This window comes from Proteus sp. Marseille-Q3619, from assembly GCF_965283115.1.
Window position 1 is genome coordinate 2,706,600 of sequence record NZ_CBDIMP010000001.1, and the last position, 26,528, is coordinate 2,733,127.

The window sequence follows — 26,528 nt, forward strand, 5'->3', positions numbered from 1 at the left end:
AGTAAAGTTTAAATTCATTTATCTGATAAGTACTTTACAGCTTGGAGTAGAGTCCAGAGTCAAGATACCGAAGGCATATTCATTGGCAAAAAGTGCGAATTAGGTCAAAAAATTAACCCCTCATTCTATTTTGTCAAAACAAGGGGTTAATGGATGCTAAATGAATAAGGCTCTGACGATAAAGAAATGCCCAATAAAATAACAGGCGCTGACAAGCCCTTTAGAAGCCGAGAATGAGAAGCGGAAGCGGTTGATAAGCCATATTGAGTAAGCAATTACTAACAACAATGAGCCAATCATAATAGATAGGTTGTAATCGTTACTTAAGTAGAAGAATTTTTCTCCAGCAATCCAAAACATAGCAAATGCAGCTAATAAAGTAAGAGACGCAGGGATAGCTAATTTATCGAGCTTACTCCAAACAATCACTAAAATGATAATGAAAGCAAGAATGACGAATCCAAGTAAAGGAAGATAGAAAGAGAGTTGCAGTGGTAATAAAAAGCTGACCATATAAAGAATGTAACTTAAGAAAACCAAGGCAAAAGATGGTAGTAAATACTTACTATCAAACATTCTTAATATATCAGAAAGCAAAGTAGCTAATAATGCACCTACAATAAGGTAGCTATTAATACTGTGTTCAGGAACTTGCCATGCCCAAAGTAATAAAAGAAGTAGCGTGATAGGACGGAATAACCATCGTTGCCAATTAGGGCCTCGATATGCTGCATCGATATAAAGCCACCCGGAGAATAATACGGCGAGAAAAGGCCAACTCATAATATCTTCCTTATATTCAGAACTGTTTTATTATTGATAACAGAAAGTTTAATTTAAGAATAGCGGTTAATGACGAAACTGACGGACTTATTAAAATAATATAAAGCACCTTACTTTTTAATCCATATAACGATAGGAATTAATGTAATGAATAAAGCGGCTATTTTAGGAATTGCAGTACTTATCATTATTATAGCGTCAGCAACTTATCGTTTTTTTGAACAAAGAAAGCAACGAATAAGTGATGATAATGCGCCCGTTAAACTTTATATGGTTGATGTTATTGATAAAAGAGAAGTTGCTGCAAATGAACGGCGCTCAAGAGAAAATGATGTGAATGGCCCTGAAACAACACATTATTATCAAGTGACTTTTCGTTTGACCACTGACTCGCGTAAAGATTTAGTGTTAAAGATTGATAAATCGTCTTATCAAGATATCGAGCCTAAAATGAAAGGGCGTTTATTTATGCAAGGCAGTCGTTTTGTGAAATTTGAAACTGATATGCCAAATGATGAATCAAACAAGAAATAAGAGAATTTGTTGATAAGATTGGCAACCTCTGGGGTTGGTTGACCACCCCAGATAATTGCGAGGATATAACGATATTACGGTTATTGTTTCGTTTTATTCTTTTGTTTTTCTTCATATTCTTTTCGTAGTTCTTTTTGTATTTTTAATAGCTCAAAAATACCAAAAAAGAAAATACGAAATTGTAATGCCGTTGACGGTTTTTGATCTTTAGGCTGTCCTGCTTTATACATGACAATTTGTAAACCATGCATAATCACCATAAAAATCATAGCGATATCCATAAAATATTTTAAAGGCTTAGGAAACGGGGAAATAATATTTAAAAATAGAAAGCCCCAAACACCGACCATTAAAAATCGGCCAAAAAAGATTAACATAGCAGCTCCATAAAAAATTAAGCAGATAGACTGCGAATATAAAGACGATACGCAACTTGCCCTGCGATCTTCTCTCTATGCAATGTCCAAGTGGTAGGAAGCGTATAAGTCTGTGCTTTAATTTCTTCCTCAACATAAATATAGCAATCTTGCGCTAACCAGCCGTTATTTTCTAATAATTGGATAGTGTCTGACAACATGCCTTTATGAAAAGGAGGATCTAAAAAAACGACATTATAAGGTGAACCTTGTTTAGCGAGATATGACAATGCACTGTCTTGAATGACATGCCCATTCTCTGCATTTAGTAAGGTTAAGTTTGCGGTAATTTGTTGGGCAACTGCACGTTCATATTCGATAAACGTGGTTTCACGAGCATAGCGAGAAAGAGCTTCAATTCCTAAACCACCGCTTCCTGCAAAACAGTCGAGGCAACGGGCATCTTGGATAACAGGCATTAGCCAATTAAAGAGCGTTTCTTTCACTCTATCCGTTGTTGGTCGTAATCCTTGGCTATCGAGAACAGGAAGTTTACGACCACGCCATTTTCCCCCAATTATTCTGATTTGTCCCATTGGGGCTTTTTGTGGTTTTTTGGCCATATTATTTTGATTTATATCGTTTAAACGTGAGTTTTGGAGTGTCTTTTGGAATAAGGAATTCGTGTCTGTTGTTATCTCGATGACTTCCCTTGATTTAATCCGCAATAATTTACCATAAAATTCGTATAAAAGATGCGTTTATCTATGATCAAATGATAGACTTCATTATTATTTTCAATATCGTCAATGTAATCGCGCCATGATTTAGTGCGAGGAGTTTAGTAGCTAATGGCAAAAGAAAAAAAAGGTTTTTTCTCGTGGCTCGGTTTTGGGCGTAACAAAGAAGAAAATATTGAGCAAGAGAAAGAACAGCAACGCTTAGAAGAAGAGCGTTTAGAACAAGAACGTTTGGCAAAAGAGGCGCAAGAAGAAGCGGCTCGCCAAGCGCAATTAGAAGCGGAACAAGAACGTTTAGAAGTAGAGCGCCAAGAAGCGCAACGTGTTGTGCAAGATAGATTGGCACAAGAAGCTGAAAAACAACGTTTAGAACAAGAGAAAGCTCAGCGCCAAGCAGAAATAGATGCAGAGCAAGCGCGTTTAGAGGCCGAGCATGCAGAACAAGCCCGTCTTGCGCAAGAAGAAGCGCAACGCCAAGCTGTACTAAAAGTGGAACAAGAACGTTTAGAAGCACAGCGTCAAGAAGCGGCGCGTTTAGAGCAGGAACGTCTGGCTCAAGAGGCCGAAGCCCAACGTTTAGCGCAAGAAGAAGCGCAACGCCAAGCTGAACTAAAAGCGGAACAAGAACGTTTAGAAGCGCAGCGTCAAGAAGCGGCACGTTTAGAGCAGGAACGTCTGGCTCAAGAAGCTGAAGCACAACGTTTAGCGCAAGAAGAAGCGCAACGCCAAGCTGAACTAAAAGCGGAACAAGAACGTTTAGAAGCGCAACGTCAAGAAGCGGCGCGTTTAGAGCAGGAACGTCTGGCTCAAGAAGCTGAAGCACAACGTTTAGCGCAAGAAGAAGAAAACGAACGTCTTGCTATTGCGCAAGCGGAAGCTGAAGATATTGAATCTTTACGCGAAGAAGTACTAGCAGATAAAGTTGTTGAACAAGAGAAACCTAAGAAAGAAGGCTTTTTTAGCCGACTGAAAAAAGGTTTACTGAAAACTCGCCAGAACTTAGGTTCAGGGTTCCTTAGCCTATTTCGTGGTAAGAAAATTGATGATGAGCTTTTTGAAGAGTTAGAAGAGCAACTCTTAATTGCTGATGTGGGTATGGAAACCACCACTAAAATCATCACTAGCCTGACCAAACACGCCACCCATAAAGATCTTAAAGATGCTGAAGCCCTTTACGGAAAATTACGTGAAGAGATGGGCGATATTTTAAGTAAGGTTGATAAACCATTAAATATTGAAGGTAAAAAACCTTTTGTTATTTTAATGGTTGGCGTTAATGGTGTTGGTAAAACAACCACAATCGGAAAATTAGCGCGACAATACCAAGCTGAAGGTAAATCTGTCATGTTAGCTGCAGGTGATACATTCCGAGCTGCGGCTGTTGAACAGTTACAAGTTTGGGGCGAGCGTAATAATATCCCTGTTGTGGCACAACATACTGGCGCTGATCCTGCATCTGTTATTTTTGATGCAATTCAATCAGCCCAAGCAAAAGGTGTCGATGTTCTTATTGCTGATACCGCAGGACGATTGCAGAATAAATCCCATTTAATGGAAGAGCTGAAAAAAATCGTTCGTGTTATGAAGAAATTAGACGAAGAAGCACCACACGAAGTGATGCTGACGTTAGATGCAAGTACTGGACAAAATGCAGTTAGTCAGGCAAAACTCTTTAATGAAACAGTTGGGCTAACTGGATTAACATTGACTAAACTCGATGGTACAGCAAAAGGGGGCGTTATCTTCTCCATTGCTGATCAGTTTAGTATTCCTATCCGTTATATCGGGGTAGGTGAAGGTATTGAAGATCTACGTCCGTTTAAAGCCGACGATTTTATTGAGGCTCTGTTTGCCCGCGAGGAGTAGTTTTAATGATCCGCTTCGAACACGTCAGCAAGGCTTATTTAGGTGGAAGACAAGCATTACAGGGGGTTGATTTTCATCTTCGCCCTGGTGAAATGGCTTTTTTAACGGGTCACTCTGGCGCCGGTAAAAGTACATTGCTTAAGTTAATTTGTGGAATAGAACGACCAAGTGATGGTGCTATTTGGTTTGCTGGTCATGATATCAGTAGACTAAAAAATAGTGAGATCCCTTTTCTGCGTCGTCAAATTGGGATGATCTTCCAAGATCACCACTTATTGATGGATAGAACGGTTTATGACAACGTATCTCTTCCCCTGATTATTGCTGGCGCGAGTGAAGAGGATATTCGGCGAAGAGTTTCAGCCGCTTTAGATAAAGTAGGACTATTGGATAAAGCCAAAAATTATCCTATTCAACTTTCTGGTGGTGAACAACAGCGTGTCGGTATTGCGCGCGCTGTTGTGAATAAACCGACAGTTTTGCTTGCAGATGAACCAACAGGTAATCTTGATGGTGAGCTTTCAGAAGGTATCATGCGCCTTTTTGAAGAGTTCAACCGTGTTGGTGTAACGGTGTTAATGGCGACGCACGATATGTCTCTGATAGAGCGCAGAAATTATCGCATTCTTACATTAGGGCAAGGCAGAATGGTGGGAGGACAAAATGGCTAAAGCAAAAAGTTCCCGTAAATCAATGCCAACGCCAGGTGCAAAAACCAAGGCGCTAAAAGGGGGAAGACGAGAACAATGGCGTTACGCATGGCGTAATACTATGGCTGATTTTTTACGCCAGCCGCTCTCCTCTTTTTTAACGGTAATGGTTGTCGCTATATCACTCACTTTACCTAGCATCTTCTATATTGTCTGGAAGAATGTCTCAACTGCGTCAGAACAATGGTATCCAACACCACAATTAACAGTTTATCTTGATAAATCTCTTGATGATTCATTAGCTGAAGCCACGATCAAAAAAATAGAAGCCTTAGAAAAAGTCGAAGATGTTAACTATCTTTCACGACAAGATTCGCTAGTAGAATTTCGTTCTTGGGCTGGCTTTAGCAGTGCGTTAGATATGTTAGAAGAGAATCCATTACCTGCGGTTGCGATTGTGACACCTGTTATGGAGCCTAGCGATCAACAATTAATGACGAATTTGCGTGATACAGTAGCGAAAATACCCGGTGTTGACGAAGTAAGAATGGATGATAGTTGGTTTACTCGGCTTTCAACGTTAACTTCATTAGTCGGGCAAATTGCTTTGGTGATTGGCACATTGATGGTTGTTGCCCTGTTATTGGTAATTGGTAACAGTGTGCGCCTCAATATTTTCAGTCGCCGAGACACCATTAATGTGATGAAGCTAATTGGTGCAACTGATGGCTTTATTATGCGTCCTTTCCTTAATTGGGGATTGATCCTCGGCTTTATTGGTGCCGTATTTGCCCTGATCTTTTCAGCTTTACTGGTGTGGAAACTCTCTGATGTAGTGACTCAAGCCGCGATCGTGTTTGGGACTTCATTTTCCATTTCAGGACTAGGTTTTGATGAATCTATCATTCTTATTCTAGTTGCTATGACAATTGGCTGGCTTGCTGCATGGTTGACAACAATGCAACATTTGCGTCAATTCACACCAGAATAATGAATTAGAGTGTTTTTATACTTATCCTCATAAATAATGAGAAGATATTTTTTTTATCAGGCTGGGTTACGTTAATATTGTCACCCAGCCATTTTATCGACGCCCCGTCTCTGGCATAATAATGCACGCACTCTTTTCTACGATAAGGCAACAGTCATATTTGCTTCTGTGATAGAAAAGTACAAAGATATGTAAACATAGATGCGAGATGAACCTTTAGTCTTTATGCTGGTCAAATAGTCGTTATGATAAAAACACATCGTAAAAAACCTTAACAGACTTCCTATTTAAGCTATATTTATAAGGCTCATCTACTTTCCCTTACAGCGATAATTTTAATTAATTATTTATTTGATTTTCATGAGGATTTGAATGACAAAAGAAATGCAATCCTTAGCATTGGTTCCGCAAGGCAGCATCGAAGCGTATATACGTGCAGCCAATTCCTATCCGATGTTAACCGCAGAGGAAGAAAAGGAACTCGCTGAACGGCTGCATTACGATGGTGACTTGGATGCAGCAAGAACGCTTATCCTTTCACATCTGCGCTTCGTTATTCATGTTGCTCGCAGCTATTCAGGTTACGGCTTACCACAAGCTGATCTTATCCAAGAAGGTAATATTGGTTTGATGAAAGCGGTTCGTCGTTTTAACCCAGAAGTGGGTGTTCGACTAGTCTCTTTTGCTGTGCATTGGATCAAAGCTGAAATTCACGAATATGTGCTACGCAACTGGCGTATCGTGAAAGTCGCGACCACAAAATCACAACGTAAACTATTTTTTAATCTGCGAAAAAATAAAAAGCGTTTAGGTTGGTTTAATCAAGATGAAGTGGAGCTTGTTGCAAGAGAATTAGGTGTATCAGAAAGTGATGTCCGAGAAATGGAATCACGGATGTCAGCACAAGATATGGCATTTGATATGACCGCTGACGATAGTGATGACTCACATCCTATTGCCCCTGTACTCTTCCTAGAAGATAAGTCTTCTGACTTTGCCGACGGCATTGAAGAAGATAACTGGGATAATCATGCGACAGATAAACTGACGTCAGCAATTGAAACTCTTGATGAACGTAGCCAAGATATTATTCGTGCTCGTTGGTTAGATGATGATAACAAATCGACATTGCAAGACTTGGCGACAAAATACGGTGTTTCTGCCGAGCGTGTTCGTCAATTAGAAAAAAATGCGATGAAGAAATTGCGTTTAGCGATTGAAGATTAATCACATTTCAGACCAAGCACACGCTCCCATAAAGTAGAGTATGTTATAAAAGCGATATGAAAATATCGCTTTTTTATTGCTTGGAGAAAATAACGTGAAAATAGTTATCGCCCCTGATTCTTTTAAAGAAAGTTTAAGTGCGAAAGAAGTTGCAACAGCAATAAAACAGGGTTTTTCACGTTATTTACCCGATGCACAGTATTGTTGTATTCCTATGGCTGATGGTGGTGAAGGAACGGTGACATCACTGGTGGATGCAACACAAGGCCGTTTTATCTCTACACAAGTGTGTTCGCCTTTAGGTAAACAAGTGACCGCAACGTGGGGACTTTTAGGTGATAACACCACCGCTGTGATTGAAATGGCACAAGCTTCTGGTCTTCATCTTATTCCTTCATCTCAACGTGATCCCAATTTGACGACTAGTTATGGTACAGGTGAATTAATTAATGCTGCACTTGAAATGGGTGTTAAAAAAATTATTTTAGGATTAGGTGGAAGTGCTACAAATGATGCTGGTGCAGGGATGATGCAAGCACTCGGTCTTGGTCTTAAAGATAAATTTAGTACATCTTTGCCTTTTGGTGGACGCTCATTAGCCCAACTTCATTCTATTGATATCACCAAACTCAATCCCAAACTAAAACATATTGAAATTGAGATTGCTTGCGATGTCACTAATCCATTGTGTGGCGAAAAAGGAGCATCCGCTATTTTTGGTCCACAAAAAGGAGCAACCAAAGACGATATTGCGCAACTTGATAACGCATTACACCATTTTGGTACTTATCTTGAGAAAATGACGCAACGCACTCTTATCCATATAGCAGGAAGTGGTGCGGCGGGAGGATTGGCTCTGCCTTTGCTTGCATTTACGCAAGCAACACTTTCGCAAGGTGTCGAATTGGTAGCTAAAACCGTTGAATTAGAAAGACATTTTATTGATGCAGATTTGGTGATCACGGGCGAGGGGAGAATGGATAGCCAATCGGCGCAAGGTAAAACACCAACAGGCGTTGCTAAGTTGGCAAAAAAATACCACCTTCCTGTTATTGCGTTGGTCGGTGGTTATTTACCGGATTACGATGTAGTTCATCAGCAGGGTATTGATGCGGTTTTTTCTATTGTTCCTGGTGTTTCTACACTTTCTGATGCGTTAAGTAATGCGCAAAAAAATCTTAATGAGACAGCTTATAATGTGGCTCGACTTTATTATTCTTCATATTTCAAGCCGTAGCGTTTACTCGTCATACTTCAAGTTGTAGTGTTGTTGACTGCGTTCATTCGCATTAACATACTGATGTATGCTCCTAGCGACTCTTTCATTTGTCGCCTAGCTACATCTTGAATTATTTAGAGTATATGTTGCATATATTCAAGTTGTAGAATTGTTTAGAGTAAGAATATTGTCAAATATTGAGAACATAAAGATCAGATTGTGGTGATGGATTAAATTGATGGTGTGTTAAAAAAGCATGTGCAACATCATATCCATTTTCTTCAGCGGATAAGCTTATTGCTTGCCAATGGGTAATATCAGGATATGCAGATAAACATTGTGTCAGTAAATAATGCCCAACACCACGGCGACGTGTTACTTCTCTGACCATAAAATCGGTGATTATCGCTTTATTACCCGATAATTGAATACGGCAAGCCGCCAGTAATCGCTCATTAAAACGTGCCACAAAGAGAGTGTTATCTTCGGTAATTTCGGTTGTTAGTGCATGTTGATAACAAGGCTCTTGCCAAATTTTACCTAAATCGATACGGTCTTGTGCTGAAAGCTGTGTCAGTTTTTCAATAGTCAGTTTCATCAAATTTCCTGTTAGTTTGCAGTGTGCCTTTTTTCTTTTAATGATGACATTAATGTTTTGAATGCGAAACACAATGCCAAACTCGTGAAGATCACACAAGAATAAAAGACATACTCATAACTATTACCAGTGACAAAATAGGTCGCCACCATAGGACCCGCAGCCATTCCACAATAACGAATAAAGTTATAAATCCCCATTGCGGTTGCTCTGGTTGAACTAAAATAGCTCGCCAATAATGTGGTGTGTGTTGGCATGGTTAATCCGAGAGAAAGCCCATATAACACGGTTAAACCCAACATCACAGGAAGTGATATTTGCCAAAAGAGTGCAAATAACGTCAACATGATCAGGTTAATACAAGAGGTAATAATCACACCATATTCCACATTGAATAGATGGCAGATCCTACGGTAAAGATAACTACCTAAAATCAGAGCAATCGACATAGGGATATATAATCCACCGATTTCGGTACTGTTAAGCTGATAGAGATGAAAGGCTATTAAGGGTAAAAATACTAAGAGACAAAAATAGTTATAAAACACCATAAAACTGATGATAAATACAGATTTACCCGCAGGAGCTATAAGCACTTGTTGCATTGCAGACATGTTTGTAAAGGCGTCTTTCTGTTCTGGACGTGTTTCAGGTAAATAAAAGAGATGCGTAATAAGTAATATGACACCGACTACGGCCAAGAAAATAAAAATACCTTGATATTGATAATGTTGCGCTAAATACCCGCCTAATAAAGGACCACAAGCAGGAGCTAGTGCTAATAACATTTGATATGATCCCATTGCTTTAGCACGCTCGTTTCCTTGATAAAGATCCCCAAGAATAGTGGCAGCAACAACAGGAATAGCCGCGATACCGATGGCTTGGATCACCCGCCAAAAAATCAATACGCCAATAGAGTCAGACCAAACACAACCCAAAGCTCCCACGATTGAAATGGCTAATCCGCCGAGCAAAATAGGTTTTCTTCCCCATTTATCAATCAATGAGCCGTAAAATAGTTGCATAACAGCCATAGCAAAAGTAAATGCAGATACCGTTAAATTAACCAATGATAACGTGGTATTAAATAGCTGTTGGATCAAGGGAAGCACAGGTGTATAGATATTTTGTGCTAAAGAGCCCAGCAGCGCGCTAAAGCAAATGAGATAAAATAGACTGCGGATTGATAGTTTCATAATATTGCCCTTTGTTATTTTGTTTCCATGGAAACAAAATAGATAATAGCGATATTTTGATTGTTGTAAATACTTTTGATACTATTTTTAATACTATTTTTTCCAAGGAAACAAAATGGCGAAAGAGAATATAACCACACAGGACTTACTAAAAGGATTAAGTGATTTTTTGCATCTTAAAGATGCACAAGCCGATAGCGATCATAAAAAAGTATTAGAAGAGAATGGGTTAGATAATTACTCACTCACAGAACTGCATGTGATCCATTGTATTGGTGAAGAGAGTATGAGAAATCTCACAACTATCAGTGAATATATGGCAATGACACGAGGTGCTGTCTCAAAGATATGTAGTCGATTACAAAAGAAAGGCGCGATTGAAAAAATAAAATTAGCAGATAATCAGAAAGAAATATTTTTTATCTTAACAGAAGAAGGCGAGCGGCTTTTTCACGCGCATGAGGTGTTGCATCAACAATCTCAAGCAAAATGGTCTGCGTTATTTGAACAATATAATCAGAGTGAAAAACAAGCGATCCAACGCTTTTTTGCTGATGTGACAAACACTTTTCGCCATTCGTAAAAAGGATAAACCTGAAAAGAAAACCCCCATATCATGGGATACAGGGGCAAGGTAATTATTTTTTATCTTCAGCAATGCGATTACGGATATTATCTGCACGCTCTTTTGATGGTGGGTGAGAATCAAACATACTTGAATCACCGCCACCTAGTTTAGCTAATTTCTCAAAACCTGTGACTAAACCTGCGGTGCTTACCCCACGTTTTTTCAGCAGATCGTAAGAGAAATTATCTGCTTCTGACTCTTGGTGTTGAGAGAACTGAGCATTAACCAGTTTCTGTCCCATTTCAGCCAACTGAGAGCTACTTAATTGCGCTGCTACACCCCCCGCGGATGCTGCCGCAGTACGTGCTGCAACTGTTGCGTGTGCAACTTGAATTGCTTTACGAGTATGACCTAAAGCAACGTGACCCATTTCATGACCTAACACGCCTTCAACTTCGTTATCTGTCATCATGTCCATTAAACCGCTATAAACACGAACACAGCCGTTAGCCATAGCCCACGCATTCACATCTTTAGTCATATAAACTTTGTAGTTTACTGGCGTGCCATTAACTTCATTACCTAACGCTTTAGCGATATTATTTAAACGTTTAGTGTAGGTACTATTTGCGGGTGCAACTTTATTTTGAGCGTCCATTTCTTTACAAGCATCATTCGTTAGCGCTTTGATATCGTTATCGCTTAATGTTGCAGCTTGGAATAGTTGAGTGCCTGATTTGGTCAACATATCGGTATTAAGGTTTTGACAACCAGAGAGTAGTGCTGCTGATACCATCACTGTAGCAAGTAATTTGATTTTCATTTTGATTTAAGTCCTTTTCTGCTGCGCAGTTTTATATAATTGCGTATTAAATACGAGCGGAAGAATAACAGTGCTTATCTATCGGTGCAATATAAGCATTTTATGTAATAAATATTATCTCAATATATATTTCTATTTTTTTCATCTAAAAAATATTATTTTTTATTCTTAAAATGATGATGGAAAAACATATTGGTTATTTTAACTTCTTTAAATTTAAGAAGATTAATATAGTGTCTAATAGGGAGAAGATAAATTTTTCTTAGTAATATCTATGTAGATCATTGATTATACTTACTCTGAGTGTACGTTATGCTGTTTTGAATTTACTTGGAATAATATCAAAGGAACGTTGTATTTAGATGTGGGTTTTATTTGTTTAATTCTGACAAATTTTATATTTTTAATATTTATTGCTTAGTGATAAATAAATAACGATGCTTAAAGCACCGCTATTAAGATTAAACCGAAAATGAATAAATTGATATCGATGTATCAGGAAACCATTAATTCACTGATGAGCATAAAAGGGCGGTTAATACGTTTTCCTGTTTGCTCATTAAAGAAATGAAGGTTTTCAGGATGAATGGTTAGACCAATTTTATTACCAATATTCACACCATGATTGTTAGGTGCGCGAATAACAATAGACTGTTTTTGTTTATCGCAAGTCGTGGCATAAATTAAAACATCAGCGCCTAGTGCTTCAATAAATTCCACTTCAACATGAAAAAGGGGATGTTGATGGCTAATGATCAAATGTTCAGGGCGTAAACCTAATTTAATGGCTTGATAAGGAAGATGCTGAGATGAAACGGCAATATGCCCATCAGCGATTTCAATTACACCATGATTAATTAGGACATCTAAGATATTCATTGCGGGAGAGCCCATAAACGTTGCCACAAACACGGAAGCTGGACTTTCATAAATCTCTAAAGGCGTCCCCACTTGCTCTATATTTCCTTGATTTAAAACCACCAGCTTATCGGCTAATGTCATCGCTTCTACCTGATCGTGCGTCACATAAATCGAGGTTGTGGAGAGTTTTCGCTGTAATTTTTTGATCTCCAGACGCATCTGAACACGTAATTTTGCATCAAGGTTAGAGAGTGGTTCATCAAATAAAAACACTTTGGGTTTACGCACAATGGCTCTTCCCATTGCGACACGTTGACGTTGTCCACCGGAAAGCTCTTTGGGTTTTCTATCCAATAAATGACTGATTTCCAGCATGTTAGCCGCATTTGTGACAAGTTCTTCTATTTGGGTTTTGGGTGTTTTTCGATTACGTAAACCATATGCCATGTTGTTATAGACAGACATATGAGGATAAAGCGCATAGTTTTGAAACACCATTGCGATATCTCGCTCACTCGGTTCATGTTCATTAACACGTAAATTATCAATGAGTAAATCACCTTGTGTGATGGTTTCTAATCCTGCAATCATTCGCAGTAATGTTGATTTGCCACAACCACTTGGGCCAACTAACACCACCATTTCACCTTGCTCAATAGAAAGGTTCAATTTCGAAATAGCTTGGTGTCCATTAGGATAGCGTTTTTCTAAATCAGTGAGCGTTACGGTTGTCATATTATTTCTCCGTATCAATAAAGCCTTTTACAAAGGCTCTTTGCATCAGAATGACGATAAGGACTGGCGGCAACATGGCGATCAATGTAGTTGCCATAATTTTATTCCATTCAACGACACCATCAGAAACCGCAACCATCTGTTTAATTCCCATCACAATGGTGTAGTAGTGGGTATCAGTTGTGATAAGCATTGGCCAAAGATATTGATTCCACCCATAAATAAAGGTGATAACAAAAAGGGCAGCGATATTGGTGCGAGAAAGAGGAAGCAAGATAGTGAAAAAGAATTTAATCGGCCCAGCGCCATCAATTTTTGCGGCTTCAATTAATTCAGGGGTGATGGTCAGGAAAAATTGACGAAACAAAAAAGTGGCTGTGGCGCTAGCAATTAATGGAATGGTTAATCCGGCATAAGAGTTCAACATATTAAGATCAGTGACAACTTCAAATGTCGGCATAATGCGAACTTCAACAGGTAACATTAAGGTAAAAAAGATAGTCCAAAAGGCGAGCATCCGTCCTGGAAAGCGAAAGAAAACCACGGCATAGGCCGATAAAATCGATATAGCTAATTTCCCTATGGTGATCACTAACGCCATAACTAACGAATTCAATAACATGCTGTTAATTGAAATCGCACTATTTTGCGTTGTACCTGCCTGTGAAAATATCGTTTTAAAAATATTGAAGCCTTCAGTACCAAACCAAAGAGGAGAGCCTGTGGCAAACTCGGTGTTTTGATGGGTTGTTGCCACTAGCGCAATCCACACAGGGAATGCCACAGAAAGAATGCCAACAATAAGAATAAAGTGGCAGAAAGCATGAAATAAAGGTCTACGTTCAACCATCAGTAAGCCACCTTTTTCTCAACATAACGAAATTGAATAATGGTTAATATCGCGACAATAAACATCAAAATAACGGATTGTGCGGCGGAGGAGCCTAAATCTAATCCCACAAAACCATCGTTATAGACCTTATAAACCAGTGTTGAGGTGCTACTACCAGGGCCACCTTGCGTCATCGCGTGGATAATGGCGAAAGTATCAAAAAAGGCGTAAGCAAAATTAACCACAAGTAAGAAAAAGGTTGTGGGAGAAATTAAAGGAAAACTGATAGTAATAAAGCGTTTAATGGGGCCACTACCATCAATAGCTGCAGCTTCTAAAAGAGATTTAGGTACAGATTGCAAGGCGGCGAGGAAAAACAGAAAGTTATAACTCACTTGTTTCCATGTCGCCGTTAAAATCACCATCCACATAGCATGATGTGTATTAAGTACAGGATCCCAATTAATACCTATTTTCTTTAATTGTTGGCTTAATACACCAATTGTGGGATCAAGCATAAATAGCCACAGAAAGCCTGCAATAACTGGCGCAATGGCATAGGGTGAAATTAAAATAGTGCGATAAAACAGTTTGCCACGTAAGACTTGCTCTGCAATACCCGCCAAAATAAGCGCTGACAGCATAGAGAGAAACACGACACTGATACTGAAAATTAATGTCGTGATTAAACTGTCAAAATAATAGCGATTACTAAAAAGTCGCTGAAAATTTTCAAAACCAACAAATTCTCGACTAAGTCCAAACGCATCTTCTAATTGAAATGACTGAAAGAAAGCTTGCCCCGCAGGCCAAATGAAAAAGATAAGCGTGATAGCTAATTGAGGAAAAATTAGCGCGAGAGGTAACCATTTTTGTTTAAAATAAATGGATTGAGAAGCCATACAATGTCCAGTAAATCGATAAAAACAGAAGGCGAGCGACTTTGCTCGCCTAATATAAGTGACTATTGTTGAGTTCGTTCAAAACGGCGTAACTGCTCATTCCCACGCGCAACAGCATTATCTAACGCAGCCTGAGCGGTCTGTTTTCCTGACCACACTTTTTCTAACTCTTCATCAACGATTTCTCGAGTTTGCAGGAAATTACCAAAGCGTAATCCTTTGGAATTGGCGGTAGGTTCAGAGGTTGTCATTTGTAATATTGCCGTATCTGCGCCCGGATTTTGCTGATAAAAGCCTTGCTGTTGTGTTAACGCATAAGCGGCTTTAGTCACCGGTAAATAACCTGTTGCTTGGTGCCAATCGGCTTGTACTTCAGGGCTTGAAAGATAGGTAAAGAATTTGGCAACACCGTTATATTCGGCATCTGGACGTCCCGACATAACCCATAAAGACGCTCCGCCAATAATGGTATTCGCAGGTTTTTGTACAAGAGAATCGTCATAAGGTAATTGGCTAACACCAATATCAATCCCTTTCATATTCTCTTTAATGCCCGCAAAACCTGCTGATGATTCCATCACCATGGCGCATTCTTGGGTATAAAACAGTGGCATTGCATCCGATTGACGTCCGCCATATTTGAAAATACCAGATTTCGACCAATCTGCCATTTGTTGAATATGATTAACGAAAGGCGCTTTATTAAAAAGGAAGGTAGTGTCAAAACCATCGAAACCGTTATTTTTTGTCGCAATAGGTAAATTATTACGCGCACCAAAATTTTCGATTTGTGTCCATGATTGCCATGTGGTGGTAAATCCACATTTTACTCCAGAATCGAGCAGTTTCTGAGAAACAGCTTCCATCTCTTTCCATGTTTTTGGTGGTTGCTCTATGCCTGCTTTTTTAAAGAGGGCTTTGTTGTAATAAAGTACAGGCGTAGAGCTATTAAACGGCAGTGACATCATTTTTCCATCGCTGGTGGTGTAATAGCCCGTGACAGTTGATAAATAACTATTAGGATCAAAAGGCTCGTTAGTTTTTTCCATTAATTGATAAACAGGAAAAACGGCTTTTTTTGCCCCCATCATGCTCGCTGTGCCCACTTCAAAGACTTGCACAATAGCGGGTTGGTTTTTAGCACGAAATGAAGCCACTGCACTGGTCATCGTTTCAGCGTAAGTGCCTTTATAAACGGGTTTTATCTCATATTCAGATTGACTGGCGTTAAAATCAGAGGCGATTTGATTTACTTTTTGACCGAGCGCACCTCCCATTGCATGCCACCATTCAATTTGTGTTTTTGCGTGTGTAGGAGAAGTAAATAACGCCATTGCAACAGCAAGACCTGTTATTGATTTTATCGACATGCAGAATTTCCTTTTTAATCGAAAGTTAAAGGTGCAATCTAATCTGCGAATTACCCTAAATGTTGTTTATGACAAATGGGTGACAATTAAATGAAGATATATTGATGGTATGACTGTCAAATTGCTGTCATAAATGGTTGTCATGATGTCGGCACAAATGAAAAGGAGAGAGAAATGAAGATAGCTGCTCACCGAGGTTTTTCTGGAAAAGCGCCTGAAAATACATTGGCTGCGTTTAAAATGGCGATTGATTTTGGGTGCGAATGGATTGAAACGGATGTGCAATTAACCGCGGATCATGTTCCTGTGCTTATTCATGATAAAACAGTTAATCGTTGCACGAATGGGCAAGGTGCTGTGCGTTTTCATACCTTAGATGATTTACATCGCCTTGATGCAGGAAGTTGGTTTAGTTCACTCTATCAAGGTGAGAAAGTTCCTTCTTTAAGACAAGGATTGCAGCTTATTAAGCGTTCAGGAACAAAGCTCAATATTGAATTGAAAACATGGCCTGATGATGATGTTGAACGTTTATGTTTAGCGGTTTCTGACATGATAAAAAGTGCAGATATTCCGAATGAGCAAATTTTATTTTCTTCTTTTGATACGCATGCACTGATCGTTATGAAACGATACCTGCCTTTTATTCGCAGAGGCCAATTGTGGGATGAAATTCCTGATAATGCGTTAGAAACACTAAAAGCGATCGATGGTTTTAGTGTGCATTGTAATTACAAATATCTCACACAAGAACAAGCTCAAATGTTGAAACAAGCGGGTTATGAAATTTATTGTTATACCCCGAATAATCCTGAAGAAGTGAAAGATTTTGAGCAATGGGGTGTTGATATGCTGATCACTGATATGCCTGATGTTTATCTACCAAATGTTGATCAAATAGCAAAGTGAAAAAGCACTAACAATCCTGCTTACTTGTATTGAATAAGGCGTTATTGATGTGTTTGATGACGCCTTTTATCCTTTTCTTTCCGTATTTTAATTACAGAAATTAAATAAGAGAAACGTTGAGTAATAGATGTTTTCTTTACATTCTCTGCTATTATCCTGCGCAATTAATGAATAGATATTATTCAACTAGGTAATATTTATCTCATTAAAAATAAAAATGGGGAAAATGGTTAGCAAATATGGCGACCTTATCAACCCAACCTCTAAGAGTAGAGGTGCATTATTTCTACTTTAATTGCCAATAATATAATTGAGAGTGAAATATGAAAGAACTCGTTGTTGTTGCCATTGGAGGCAACAGTATTATTAAAGACAATGCTAGCCAGTCTATCGCTCATCAAGAACAAGCAGTACAAGAGGTTGCAGCCCATATTAGTGATATGGTGGCTGAAGGGTATAATATTGTTTTAACTCATGGTAATGGGCCACAAGTAGGGCTTGATTTACGTCGCGCTGAAGTGGCGCATGTGCAAGAAGGTTTACCGTTAACACCTTTGGCCAACTGTGTTGCAGATACACAAGGCGGTATCGGCTATTTAATACAACAAGCGTTAACGAATAAGCTTCGTGTTCAACAAAATAAACAAGCAGTTACCCTTATCACACAAGTTGAAGTAGATAAAAACGATCCTAATTTTGTTTCTCCAACAAAACCTATTGGTGCATTTTTCTCTGAACAAGAGATGGTGCAATTAAAGCAAGAAAATCCTCAATGGCATTTTGTTGAAGACTCTGGTCGTGGTTATCGTCGTGTTGTTGCCTCTCCAATTCCACAACATGTTATTGAATCTAGTGCAATTAAGTCACTATCAGAATGCGGCTATGTTGTTATTGCTGTGGGTGGCGGTGGTATTCCTGTGATTAAAAATGAACAGGGAAATTACCAAAGTGTCGATGCCGTTATTGATAAAGACTTGTCATCAACATTGCTAGCAAAAGAATTACATGCAGATATTCTTATCATCACCACAGGTGTTGAAAAAGTTTGTATTCATTTTGGTAAGCCAGAACAAAAAGCATTGGGTGAAACCTCGGTTGAGGAAATGACACAATATATGCATGAAGGGCATTTCCCTCCGGGCAGTATGCTTCCAAAAATCGAAGCCAGCCTCTCATTTTTAGCCGCGGGTGGAAAAAGAGTGATTATCACAACGCCAGAAAAACTGGCTTCTGCCTTAAAAGGTGAAACCGGAACGCATATTGTTGTTTAATTTTCGCAATCAAAAGTACTCCGTTATTTAATTGATAAGCGCCTTATTTATAAAAGAGTAAGGCGCTTATTTTATGCAGAGTTTCTTAATATATCGATGATTAAATAGTGTGATTAGCGGGGTAGGCTTTCGCGTAATGGCGCGGATTTAATCGTGAAAATAATCCTATCGTGATAATCACTAAAACCGCATGAAATGCCCATGCATAAGTAAAGCTTCCGTCAGGTTGACGCAATATCACTGCCACTAACGGTCCAAAGGCAGCAATGATAAATCCTCCACCTTGCATTAATGCCGACAGCGCGCCCGCTTGTGCTGGATCAGGAATATGATCGAGCGCGACAATCATCATCATGGAAAAACATCCACCTAAGCCACAGCCTAAGAAAATACTCCACAGATAAGGCGCACTCATCGGAATAGTCATTATTGCAATAAAACCGATAAATTGACTTAGTAATGTCAGCATAAGCCAAAAACGTCGGTCGTGATTTTTAGCCGCTAAGAAAGGAATAATTAAAGCAGCAGAGGCTTGGAAAAGCGAAAGGATAGCGACAAGAGAGCCACTTTGTGCACTTGGCATTCCTAACGATTGGTAGAAAGGTGCCAACCATGTCACAACTGAAGCGTAACCTGCATTAACGCAACCAAAACCTAAAATAAGCAATCCTGTTCTGGGGCGCCAAATTAAGGTATTGAGTGATATTTTATTAGCAGATATGGCACTGTTTTTAATAGAAAAAAGAATAGCGACAAATGCAAAGCCTGCTGGAAGTGCAAACCACGCTAAAGCATTTTGCCAATGACCATTAGATGCCGTAATAATCGGGGATAATTGAGCACCTAATGCGCCTCCCCCCATTAGCATGGCGGAATACAGCCCCATCATAATAGGCGTTCGATGTCCAAACCATCCTTTAATAATGCCAGGAAATACCGCTTGAATATAAGCCACGCTCAAACCGCAAAAGAGGGCAGTCAGTAATAACTGATTGCCATCAGAAACATAAGCTCGAGAAAATGAGCCTATAAGAAGCAACAACATTGCGACTAAAAGCCCTTTTCGAACTTGAATATAAGACTGTAAGAAAGGAACGATTAATGCGCCTATTCCCATTAAAAGCATGGGCAATAAGGTAAGTAATGAGACTTGGCTATAACTCATTCCTGTTGATGCAATAATATTATCAATAACAGGGCCTGGGCCAGTTAAGAAGGGGCGTAAATTTATCCCGACTAAAATAATAGTCAGGACAATCTGCCATGTTTTTTTTCTTGGTAAGGCAGTCATTATAATTCCCTGATAAACATAAATATTATCTACTTTATGGACAATGTTGATATAAACAGATGAGGGGTTTTATATCAACATAAATATCATTAGGTATTTTAATTAATCATCACGCTATTTAAGCGATGTATTTTAATTTCCACTGTTTAATCTGACTGTTGGGATTAATTAATACAAACTCATAATGTTCAAAATGAGAAAGTACCTTTTTAAATTCCAGTGCTGCTTTATCTAAATCCCACGATTTAGGGAAATAAAAGCCATCAAAAGGGATGTTTTCAAGTTGTGTACTAAATTGATGAATAAATTCATCAAACCCAGCATAAAAGAGTGCGATTTTTCCAGACCAATTAATGTGATAAGTATTATCTTGTTGGCGCTGGAAGTGAATTTGATGATTTTTACATGCATCATGACCTAATAAGTAAATACTAAAAGCGGGGACTTCTGCTCTTTCTTCATCACTATCGATTTGAGGGACAATATCAACATTAAATTGATGAGTAATAAAGTTATCAAAATCGAACGGCGTATTTCCTGTGCTGAGCAAAATACCTTGGTCATCAGACCAATAAGTTGAGGAGAGTGTACAACAGTGATAATTATCCCAAACAATGGGAGCTTGCCAGTGAGCTAGGCTGGTATATTCTTCTTCGTCATCTGATTCATCTTCGTCGATATCATCCAGATAATCCTCACCTTCACTTAAATAGTAATCGGCACTTCTAAGATGAAGATCAAACCAAAGTTGACCATGTTTATCTAATCGACCTGACCAGACAAATTCTATAATTTTATGGGATTTCGGATAGGCACTATCAATAAAAGTAATGGTACGTACTGGTGTGGTCATGGTCTGTTTTCTTTTAAATATAGGTTTGTTTACTAGGGTAATAGAGTGATAACTATCAGCATGATTATGATAAAAGTGATGCTCACTCTAAAATATCATACATTACACGGTGTAATAGAACTCAAATAAGTGAGATAGTGATGTTAACGGCATTAAATCAGCAACTACCTATTCCTTCTGCAATACATGAAAATGGAAAAGAAGAGAGATGGCCATTAATTGATAATAAATATGCCTTTCCCAAAGATTATATTGCGTTTATCACCCAATATGGATCAGGTCAGGTAGTTGATTTTATAACGTTATTTAACCCCTTTAGTAAAAATGAGTACATTAATTTTTTCCAGCAAAAAGAGCAGATCCTTGAAGATTTCAGCTCATTAATCAATGATGATCCTAATTACTATCGTTTTGTTCTATATCCAAAATGTAATGGGCTTTTACCCATTGGTGTTACTGATAATGGTGATACGCTTTTTTGGGTTGTTTTATCAGAAAATAGTGAGCTTTGGACAATGGCAATTATTCCATCTAGAGGATCAGAGGTAGAATTTATTGCAGAGAATCTGACAGGGTTTTTAGAGGGAGTTTTATCAAAACGAATACGTTGCCAATCATTCCCCGAGGGATTCCCATCAGAAAAAATGATATTTAGCCCAGAAGTTTGATGAGTTATTTTCCTATGGGGAGTTGAGTCACAAAATAGGAAGTAGCAAGTCCAATAAAGATAGAAATGCTAAAGCTAATCAGTGTACCTAACATAACATATTCTGTTAGCTTTTTATCTTGATCATTTTGTAATTCACCAAATCTAAATATTGATTTAGCTGCTAATAAAAAGCCAATTGCTGCAAATTGATTTAAAAGAATAAAAGTTAAGATTAGTATTCTTTCTAAATAACCAATAGATTGACCCGCAGAAACGAGTGTTGAGCCTTCTACTGCAACAGGTGTCCATTTCTTTAGTAACATATAAATAAGGCTCGAAATAGGCTTTAAAAGAATGATGTAGGCAAGAACAACAATAAGATATTTGTAGTTGATATTTTTAAAACTAAGATCATGGAATATTTGAGTATTTTGATCAACAAGCACTATCCATAAAAAGGTAATCATGAATAAATGAAGAGCTTGATCAGTAATAAACCATCTTAAAGAGTTATCAGTATAAGATTTACCAAGATCAAAAAAATAATGTGTTATTAATATAATTAGACTGTAAATGAAAATAAAACTAAAACTTATCTCAGACATTAAAACTAGAATAATAAAGGTTATTCCAGCGTGCAGTAGTGAGTGTAAGTAAAGCTCTTTAGATTTGTAATGTAGAGCATTTCGCGCTTCTATCCATGCTTTAGGTTGTAAATAAAAATCAAAAGCAATATGAGCAATATAGAGAGAAATAAGAAGCGTAAAATTATACATATCAATAAGCCTTGTTAATTAAATAATTAACGTATTGAATATATTCATCTATTAACTGGTAGTGGCTAGCGTTCAATAATCGTGTAATATTACTTCTCGATTTTTTTAATTCATTGGCAATAGCATAATGAGATTTATCTTCATTAACCATATATTTAAGTAAAACTTGCGCTTGTGCTCGAGTTATTTCTTTAAGTTGTATATCTAAGTATTTAGTCACTAAAGTAATATTTTTTTGAAATTCTTTATCTGATGTAGATATTGTTAATATTTCACTTTTCATCTTATCTAATCCTTCGCCCGATAAGATAAAGGCTTCACCCATTGATGTTCTAATATCATTACGCAATGGATTAATTTGACCGATACCAATACTTTGACGAGCACTGATGTTTAGTTCTGACGTTTTCAATGCTAATTGAATAACGATAGCAACTTTAATGGCATCATAAGCGTGTAAGCAAACAAGTTGGAAGGAGTCACCGCGATATCTGTCATATTTAAGTGGTAACTGTTCTGAGAGTAATTGAACCGTCTGCTCCAAGGTATAGAGCATAACATCATAGTTTTCAGGTGTGATGTTTCTAGAGCCTATGATATCACCTGTAATCACACTTACGATGTCTTTATTCATTAGCTTGCTCTTATTATTTTGTGAGAGAAATAGAATGAGTATAGTGATCTTTTACTCAGTTATTTAATTGAAATACAAAAAAGAATGTTACCATATTTGGTAACATGGTCAAATGTTACCATATTGGGTAACTTAATGATTTATGTTATAGAGCAAGCGTGAAAAATAGGCAACAAAAAAGCCTTTTCTAGAAACCCAGAAAAGGCTTTTTATAAAAATAGACCTAACTGACTAGGATCAGTTCATGCCGTATTTTTATTCTTTTGGCTCTCATGCTATCTGGTGTTATTTTAATATTTAATAAAATCAAATAGATAATTAAAACTTATACTGTATATTGTTCCAGTGTTTATTGACGTTTTCGTATTTGTACATCACACTATGTATAAACATTTGTATAAACAATCTGGACTATCAATGGCAAATGAACTAAATAAATTGAGCGATAAAAAGGTTAAAGCCCTTTATGGCAAGCCTGTATCTAAAATTGAGTTCGTAGCTGATGGGGCAGGGCTTAGCGCTAAGGTATCTGTCGCTGGTGGTGTGAGTTGGGTTTTTACTTATAGACTAGATGGGAAAAAGTTAAATCGCCTAACACTAGGGCGATATCCTGATATGAGTTTAAAAGAAGCCAGAGAACTCCGTGATAAGTGTCGTAACTGGCTGGCATTAGGCAAAGATCCAAAGCTACAACTAAATATAGAGGTTCAATCCTCATTAAAGCCTGTCACAGTGAGAGATGCTTTAGAGTATTGGGTTGAAAATTACGGGAAAGGTAATCGAGTTAATATAGTTAGGCATGTCGCTCAATTAGAAAAGCATATTTACCCTTATATTGGTGAAATGGCTTTAAGTGATTGTGAAACCCGCTATTGGTTAAATTGCTTTGATAGAGCACGACAAGAATCACCCGTTGCAACTGGCTATGTATTTCAGATGTGTAAACAGGCATTAAAATTTTGCAGAGTTAGGCGATATGCTGTTAGTAGTGCTCTTGATGATTTAACTATTCCTGATGTTGGTAAGAAACAGAATAAAAGGGATCGGGTACTTACTGATAAAGAACTAGGGGAATTATGGAAATCACTTAATGAGAATAAACATATTCCCTATTATAAATTTTTACTCAAAATTCTTATTATATTTGGATGTCGCTCGCATGAAGCTAGATTATCAGAGTGGAAAGAATGGGACTTTGATAATTGGATTTGGACTGTACCAAAGGAACATACAAAAACAAATGAGAAAATTATTCGTCCAATACCTATTTATATAAGAGATTTCATTAAAGAATTATATTCAGTAAATAAAAAGACAGGTTATTTATTAGGTGAATTAAAAAAATCTGAGGCAGTTTCTCAATACGGTCGTAATTTATGGGAAAGATTTAGTCATGCTGAGCCTTGGACATTACACGATTTAAGGCGGACATTTGCGACAAAATTAAATGATATGGGAATTCTCCCTCATATTGTAGAGCAATTACTAGGTCATGCTTTACCAGGAGTAATGGCTATTTATAATCGTAGCCAATACTTACCTGAGAAATTAGATACACTTAATAAATGGTGTGAGCGATTAGACTTATTGGCAGAGAATAATAAAAATGTAGTTACTTTAAATGTGAGGTTAAGATGAAAGAATATCCTGAATATGTAGATGATACCATAATTAAGTGGTATGAGTCTGATATAATATCAGATTTTAAAATACCTATTCCTGATGAAAATAAAGATGATTTAGATAAAGCTGGTTGTTTTTTTGATTCGAATGTTTGGAATGAAACATTATCAGAAAAAGAAGTAGTACAGACTTTAATATTTAATGATGATATGCGTTTTATATGGTCTTCTTTATCAAAAAGAGCTAATGAATTTCGTATTCCATATGTATTTTATCAAAGTTTGACTCATGAGATAATTGAAGCTTATGCAGGCCCGAATAATTGGGAGTTATTAACACAAAAACAAAAAGAAGAAAAAATGGAAAAAATAAAAAAATTATCTTTTGAACTTTGTAAGGAAATCTCAAATACGCCATTAGACTTATCAGTAATGAATTTTGCAAATTATAGCTTTTTCTTTGAACGATTTAATATGATAGCAAAAAGTGACGTTCAGAAAAATAGATTAGACCATCATTTAGATAAATATTGTGAAATTAAAAATTCACAATATATTCCTAAAACTGGATATGATGGAGCTATAGGATGGGCATGGACGAGTGTAGGTGTAACTTCTCCATCAATTGGTTCAGTACTCCAAACTTTAAGTGAAAAAGCAGATTCATTTAAATGTGAGTCAATCTTAAAAAGAAAAAATCAAGTTAGAAGGGCATTCTTTATTAGAAAATTATCAAAATTTTTTATGGAGAATTTTGGAACCCCTCTTCATAATATAACAGCAACTATTAGTGGCGTTTTTTTAAAAGAAGATATTTCAATAGAAGAAGTCAGGTCTATCATAAGATAGTATTTACTAGCCATTGGTGTAAAAAAAACAAAATTAATAGATTTGCGCCAATGGTATTAAATTTTTTTATATACATAATTAACCCCAACGGTTTAATTCTAAAATTTTTAGTTAAATTAAGCCAACTTTTTTTATTCTATTTTTTTAGTAAAAATACCCTTACGAAAACACAAATACAGTGAGGGGTACATGAAAAATCAATTCTTAACACCAACACCAGAAGAACGTCGCTCCATCCTTTTAGAATATGGCGAACAATATGACCGTTTGGTTCGTGAGAAAGATCGCCAACGCATCACATCCATTTCACGTACAACAGCTTACACGCTAGAAAAAGAAGGGCGTTTCCCTGCTCGTAAAACGCTGGGGCGTAATTCCTGTGCATGGCTATTAAGTGATTTGTTGCTATGGGTTCGTAACCCTCCAGCCGTGGAAAACATTAATAATCCATATAGCCGTAAAGTGAGTTAATAGAAGCAAGTCGCAATTGCAAGCAATTAACCAAAATACGAATTTGCGAGCTTTTGCAACTTATTTCATTCAAGCTAAATATGTTGTCGCGATAACTCTTATTAATTAAATAAAAAGAGAATAAATATATGAAATTGGAAAAAAACAGCTTAATTGCTGATGGATTTGCTCACCCTAAAATCAGTCAAGAGCATATTTTGAATATTAATTTAGATAATATTTCTGTTATTCGCTTTGAAGGCATTCAGGTGCGGATTATTAAAATTAATAATGAACCGTGGTTTATTGCTGCGGATATCTGTAAAGCTTTAGAAATTAAAAACGTAACAAATGCGATTAAAACATTAGACGGTGATGAGAATACCCTATGTTCAATAAAGGGTATTAAATCCAGTGCAGGACTTCCCCTGTTTAACCTTGTGGCTGAATCTGGTTTTTATAAGCTAATTACTCGTAGCCGTAAAGCCACTAAGGAAGGGACTTTTGCACACCGTTTTGCTAACTGGGTATTTCGTGATGTCATTCCATCTATTCGTAGAAAGGGAGCTTATGGGGTTCCTTTTGGCGAATTAAATGACTTAACCAGAAGGCAAAAACAATACAAAGAAAAATCATCACAACTAGGTCGTGATTTACAAGCTTGTAGGGAAGAAAAAGCAAGTTTACAGCGTGAAGAAATAGCGTTGTGGCATAAGCATCAATCTGATTGGATTGAGGAGTGTTACTGATGAACATTGCTCAAGCGACAAATCTGTTCAGTTTGCGAGTAACTAATAGTTACGCACAAAAGAAAAAAGACAGCGTGCAGGCTGTCTTAATTCAACTTCATTCAGTGGAACAAGCTACTAACTACCCTAATTATATCGGGTTGGTTAAATATTTCCAATCCTCCATTGGAGGGTGGGATTTGATGTCTGTACGTAATACGTACGCAGTTCAGCATAGTAAC

At 37.5% G+C, this 26,528-nt stretch carries 28 protein-coding genes; 14 read left to right on the top strand and 14 right to left on the bottom strand.

The window, feature by feature from the left end:
• Window positions 1–156 precede the first annotated feature (156 nt).
• Entirely contained in the window at window positions 157–783 is a 627-nt protein-coding gene (locus tag ACWPWK_RS12475) for a lysoplasmalogenase (protein ID WP_109372048.1), read from the bottom strand.
• Between the two features lie 147 nt (window positions 784–930).
• Between ACWPWK_RS12475 and ACWPWK_RS12480 the strand changes: the two genes are divergently transcribed.
• Window positions 931–1,317, top strand: coding sequence for a DUF2500 domain-containing protein (locus tag ACWPWK_RS12480; protein WP_196532408.1), 387 nt, complete (start codon window positions 931–933; stop codon window positions 1,315–1,317).
• A gap of 80 nt (window positions 1,318–1,397) precedes the next feature.
• Here ACWPWK_RS12480 and ACWPWK_RS12485 read toward each other — a convergent pair whose 3' ends face one another.
• Window positions 1,398–1,694: a DUF1145 family protein gene (locus ACWPWK_RS12485; protein WP_109372044.1), complete on the bottom strand. Its 297-nt coding sequence runs from the start codon at window positions 1,692–1,694 to the stop codon at window positions 1,398–1,400.
• Window positions 1,695–1,711: 17 nt separating this feature from the next.
• Window positions 1,712–2,296 carry a 16S rRNA (guanine(966)-N(2))-methyltransferase gene (gene rsmD, locus ACWPWK_RS12490; protein WP_109372042.1) on the bottom strand — a complete coding sequence of 195 codons (585 nt, stop codon included), beginning with the start codon at window positions 2,294–2,296 and terminating at the stop codon, window positions 1,712–1,714.
• Window positions 2,297–2,524: 228 nt separating this feature from the next.
• On the opposite strand from rsmD, the gene ftsY reads away from it, so the two are divergent.
• From ftsY to ACWPWK_RS12515, 5 genes are all read left to right on the top strand, one after another.
• The gene (ftsY, locus tag ACWPWK_RS12495; RefSeq protein WP_109372039.1) at window positions 2,525–4,279 is read left to right on the top strand and encodes a signal recognition particle-docking protein FtsY; all 1,755 of its coding nucleotides are present in this window, start codon (window positions 2,525–2,527) and stop codon (window positions 4,277–4,279) included.
• A gap of 5 nt (window positions 4,280–4,284) precedes the next feature.
• Window positions 4,285–4,950 (top strand): cell division ATP-binding protein FtsE, encoded by a 666-nt coding sequence (gene ftsE, locus ACWPWK_RS12500; RefSeq protein ID WP_023583735.1) that lies wholly within the window; start codon window positions 4,285–4,287, stop codon window positions 4,948–4,950.
• Complete coding sequence (gene ftsX / locus ACWPWK_RS12505; protein ID WP_109372037.1) at window positions 4,943–5,920, top strand: permease-like cell division protein FtsX; 978 nt, start codon at window positions 4,943–4,945, stop codon at window positions 5,918–5,920. The genes ftsE and ftsX overlap by 8 nt, the downstream gene beginning before the upstream one ends.
• 372 nt (window positions 5,921–6,292) lie before the next feature.
• Window positions 6,293–7,147 carry an RNA polymerase sigma factor RpoH gene (gene rpoH / locus ACWPWK_RS12510; RefSeq protein ID WP_023583733.1) on the top strand — a complete coding sequence of 285 codons (855 nt, stop codon included), beginning with the start codon at window positions 6,293–6,295 and terminating at the stop codon, window positions 7,145–7,147.
• Window positions 7,148–7,241: 94 nt separating this feature from the next.
• A complete protein-coding gene (locus ACWPWK_RS12515; protein ID WP_109372035.1) occupies window positions 7,242–8,384 on the top strand; it encodes a glycerate kinase in 1,143 nt (380 codons plus the stop codon).
• A 172-nt stretch (window positions 8,385–8,556) separates the two neighbouring features.
• Here the strand turns inward: ACWPWK_RS12515 and panM are convergent, their stop codons facing one another.
• Window positions 8,557–8,964, bottom strand: coding sequence for an aspartate 1-decarboxylase autocleavage activator PanM (gene panM, locus ACWPWK_RS12520; RefSeq protein WP_109372033.1), 408 nt, complete (start codon window positions 8,962–8,964; stop codon window positions 8,557–8,559).
• Window positions 8,965–8,975: 11 nt separating this feature from the next.
• Window positions 8,976–10,163: an MFS transporter gene (locus tag ACWPWK_RS12525; protein ID WP_109372031.1), complete on the bottom strand. Its 1,188-nt coding sequence runs from the start codon at window positions 10,161–10,163 to the stop codon at window positions 8,976–8,978.
• Window positions 10,164–10,278: 115 nt separating this feature from the next.
• On the opposite strand from ACWPWK_RS12525, the gene ACWPWK_RS12530 reads away from it, so the two are divergent.
• On the top strand, window positions 10,279–10,746 hold the full coding sequence (locus ACWPWK_RS12530) for a MarR family transcriptional regulator (RefSeq protein WP_109372029.1): 468 nt from the start codon (window positions 10,279–10,281) through the stop codon (window positions 10,744–10,746).
• A gap of 55 nt (window positions 10,747–10,801) precedes the next feature.
• Here ACWPWK_RS12530 and loiP read toward each other — a convergent pair whose 3' ends face one another.
• The 5 genes from loiP to ugpB form a co-directional block, all read right to left on the bottom strand.
• On the bottom strand, window positions 10,802–11,554 hold the full coding sequence (loiP, locus tag ACWPWK_RS12535) for a metalloprotease LoiP (protein WP_109372027.1): 753 nt from the start codon (window positions 11,552–11,554) through the stop codon (window positions 10,802–10,804).
• A 495-nt stretch (window positions 11,555–12,049) separates the two neighbouring features.
• Window positions 12,050–13,150 carry a sn-glycerol-3-phosphate ABC transporter ATP-binding protein UgpC gene (gene ugpC, locus ACWPWK_RS12540; protein WP_109372024.1) on the bottom strand — a complete coding sequence of 367 codons (1,101 nt, stop codon included), beginning with the start codon at window positions 13,148–13,150 and terminating at the stop codon, window positions 12,050–12,052.
• Window position 13,151: 1 nt separating this feature from the next.
• Complete coding sequence (gene ugpE, locus ACWPWK_RS12545) at window positions 13,152–14,000, bottom strand: sn-glycerol-3-phosphate ABC transporter permease UgpE (protein WP_109372022.1); 849 nt, start codon at window positions 13,998–14,000, stop codon at window positions 13,152–13,154.
• Window positions 14,000–14,884, bottom strand: coding sequence for a sn-glycerol-3-phosphate ABC transporter permease UgpA (gene ugpA, locus ACWPWK_RS12550; protein WP_109372020.1), 885 nt, complete (start codon window positions 14,882–14,884; stop codon window positions 14,000–14,002). Before ugpA ends, ugpE begins: the two co-directional genes overlap by 1 nt.
• Window positions 14,885–14,946: 62 nt before the next feature.
• Window positions 14,947–16,254, bottom strand: coding sequence for a sn-glycerol-3-phosphate ABC transporter substrate-binding protein UgpB (ugpB, locus tag ACWPWK_RS12555; protein ID WP_109372018.1), 1,308 nt, complete (start codon window positions 16,252–16,254; stop codon window positions 14,947–14,949).
• Between the two features lie 174 nt (window positions 16,255–16,428).
• Here ugpB and ACWPWK_RS12560 point away from each other — a divergent pair, with 174 nt between their 5' ends.
• A complete protein-coding gene (locus ACWPWK_RS12560) occupies window positions 16,429–17,163 on the top strand; it encodes a glycerophosphoryl diester phosphodiesterase (RefSeq protein WP_109372016.1) in 735 nt (244 codons plus the stop codon).
• 323 nt (window positions 17,164–17,486) lie between these two features.
• Window positions 17,487–18,434 carry a carbamate kinase family protein gene (locus tag ACWPWK_RS12565; RefSeq protein WP_109372014.1) on the top strand — a complete coding sequence of 316 codons (948 nt, stop codon included), beginning with the start codon at window positions 17,487–17,489 and terminating at the stop codon, window positions 18,432–18,434.
• A gap of 100 nt (window positions 18,435–18,534) precedes the next feature.
• Here the strand turns inward: ACWPWK_RS12565 and ACWPWK_RS12570 are convergent, their stop codons facing one another.
• Window positions 18,535–19,725, bottom strand: a complete 1,191-nt coding sequence (locus ACWPWK_RS12570; protein WP_109372012.1) for a cyanate transporter — start codon at window positions 19,723–19,725, stop codon at window positions 18,535–18,537.
• A gap of 118 nt (window positions 19,726–19,843) precedes the next feature.
• Window positions 19,844–20,578, bottom strand: a complete 735-nt coding sequence (locus ACWPWK_RS12575; RefSeq protein ID WP_109372010.1) for a hypothetical protein — start codon at window positions 20,576–20,578, stop codon at window positions 19,844–19,846.
• A gap of 140 nt (window positions 20,579–20,718) precedes the next feature.
• Between ACWPWK_RS12575 and ACWPWK_RS12580 the strand changes: the two genes are divergently transcribed.
• Window positions 20,719–21,246 carry an SMI1/KNR4 family protein gene (locus tag ACWPWK_RS12580; RefSeq protein ID WP_244185006.1) on the top strand — a complete coding sequence of 176 codons (528 nt, stop codon included), beginning with the start codon at window positions 20,719–20,721 and terminating at the stop codon, window positions 21,244–21,246.
• Between the two features lie 4 nt (window positions 21,247–21,250).
• Here the strand turns inward: ACWPWK_RS12580 and ACWPWK_RS12585 are convergent, their stop codons facing one another.
• Window positions 21,251–22,003 carry a DUF3307 domain-containing protein gene (locus tag ACWPWK_RS12585; RefSeq protein WP_109372006.1) on the bottom strand — a complete coding sequence of 251 codons (753 nt, stop codon included), beginning with the start codon at window positions 22,001–22,003 and terminating at the stop codon, window positions 21,251–21,253.
• A gap of 1 nt (window position 22,004) precedes the next feature.
• Window positions 22,005–22,637, bottom strand: coding sequence for a hypothetical protein (locus ACWPWK_RS12590; protein WP_109372004.1), 633 nt, complete (start codon window positions 22,635–22,637; stop codon window positions 22,005–22,007).
• A gap of 417 nt (window positions 22,638–23,054) precedes the next feature.
• Between ACWPWK_RS12590 and ACWPWK_RS12595 the strand changes: the two genes are divergently transcribed.
• The 4 genes from ACWPWK_RS12595 to ACWPWK_RS12610 all read left to right on the top strand — a co-directional run bounded on the left by ACWPWK_RS12595 (window position 23,055) and on the right by ACWPWK_RS12610 (window position 26,307).
• Complete coding sequence (locus tag ACWPWK_RS12595; protein WP_049221532.1) at window positions 23,055–24,275, top strand: tyrosine-type recombinase/integrase; 1,221 nt, start codon at window positions 23,055–23,057, stop codon at window positions 24,273–24,275.
• The gene (locus tag ACWPWK_RS12600) at window positions 24,272–25,108 is read left to right on the top strand and encodes a hypothetical protein (RefSeq protein WP_049221534.1); all 837 of its coding nucleotides are present in this window, start codon (window positions 24,272–24,274) and stop codon (window positions 25,106–25,108) included. The genes ACWPWK_RS12595 and ACWPWK_RS12600 overlap by 4 nt, the downstream gene beginning before the upstream one ends.
• Before the next feature lie 189 nt (window positions 25,109–25,297).
• Complete coding sequence (locus ACWPWK_RS12605) at window positions 25,298–25,579, top strand: helix-turn-helix transcriptional regulator (protein ID WP_049221536.1); 282 nt, start codon at window positions 25,298–25,300, stop codon at window positions 25,577–25,579.
• Between the two features lie 128 nt (window positions 25,580–25,707).
• Window positions 25,708–26,307 (top strand): BRO-N domain-containing protein, encoded by a 600-nt coding sequence (locus tag ACWPWK_RS12610; RefSeq protein ID WP_109372002.1) that lies wholly within the window; start codon window positions 25,708–25,710, stop codon window positions 26,305–26,307.
• The last annotated feature ends 221 nt before the right edge of the window (window positions 26,308–26,528 follow it).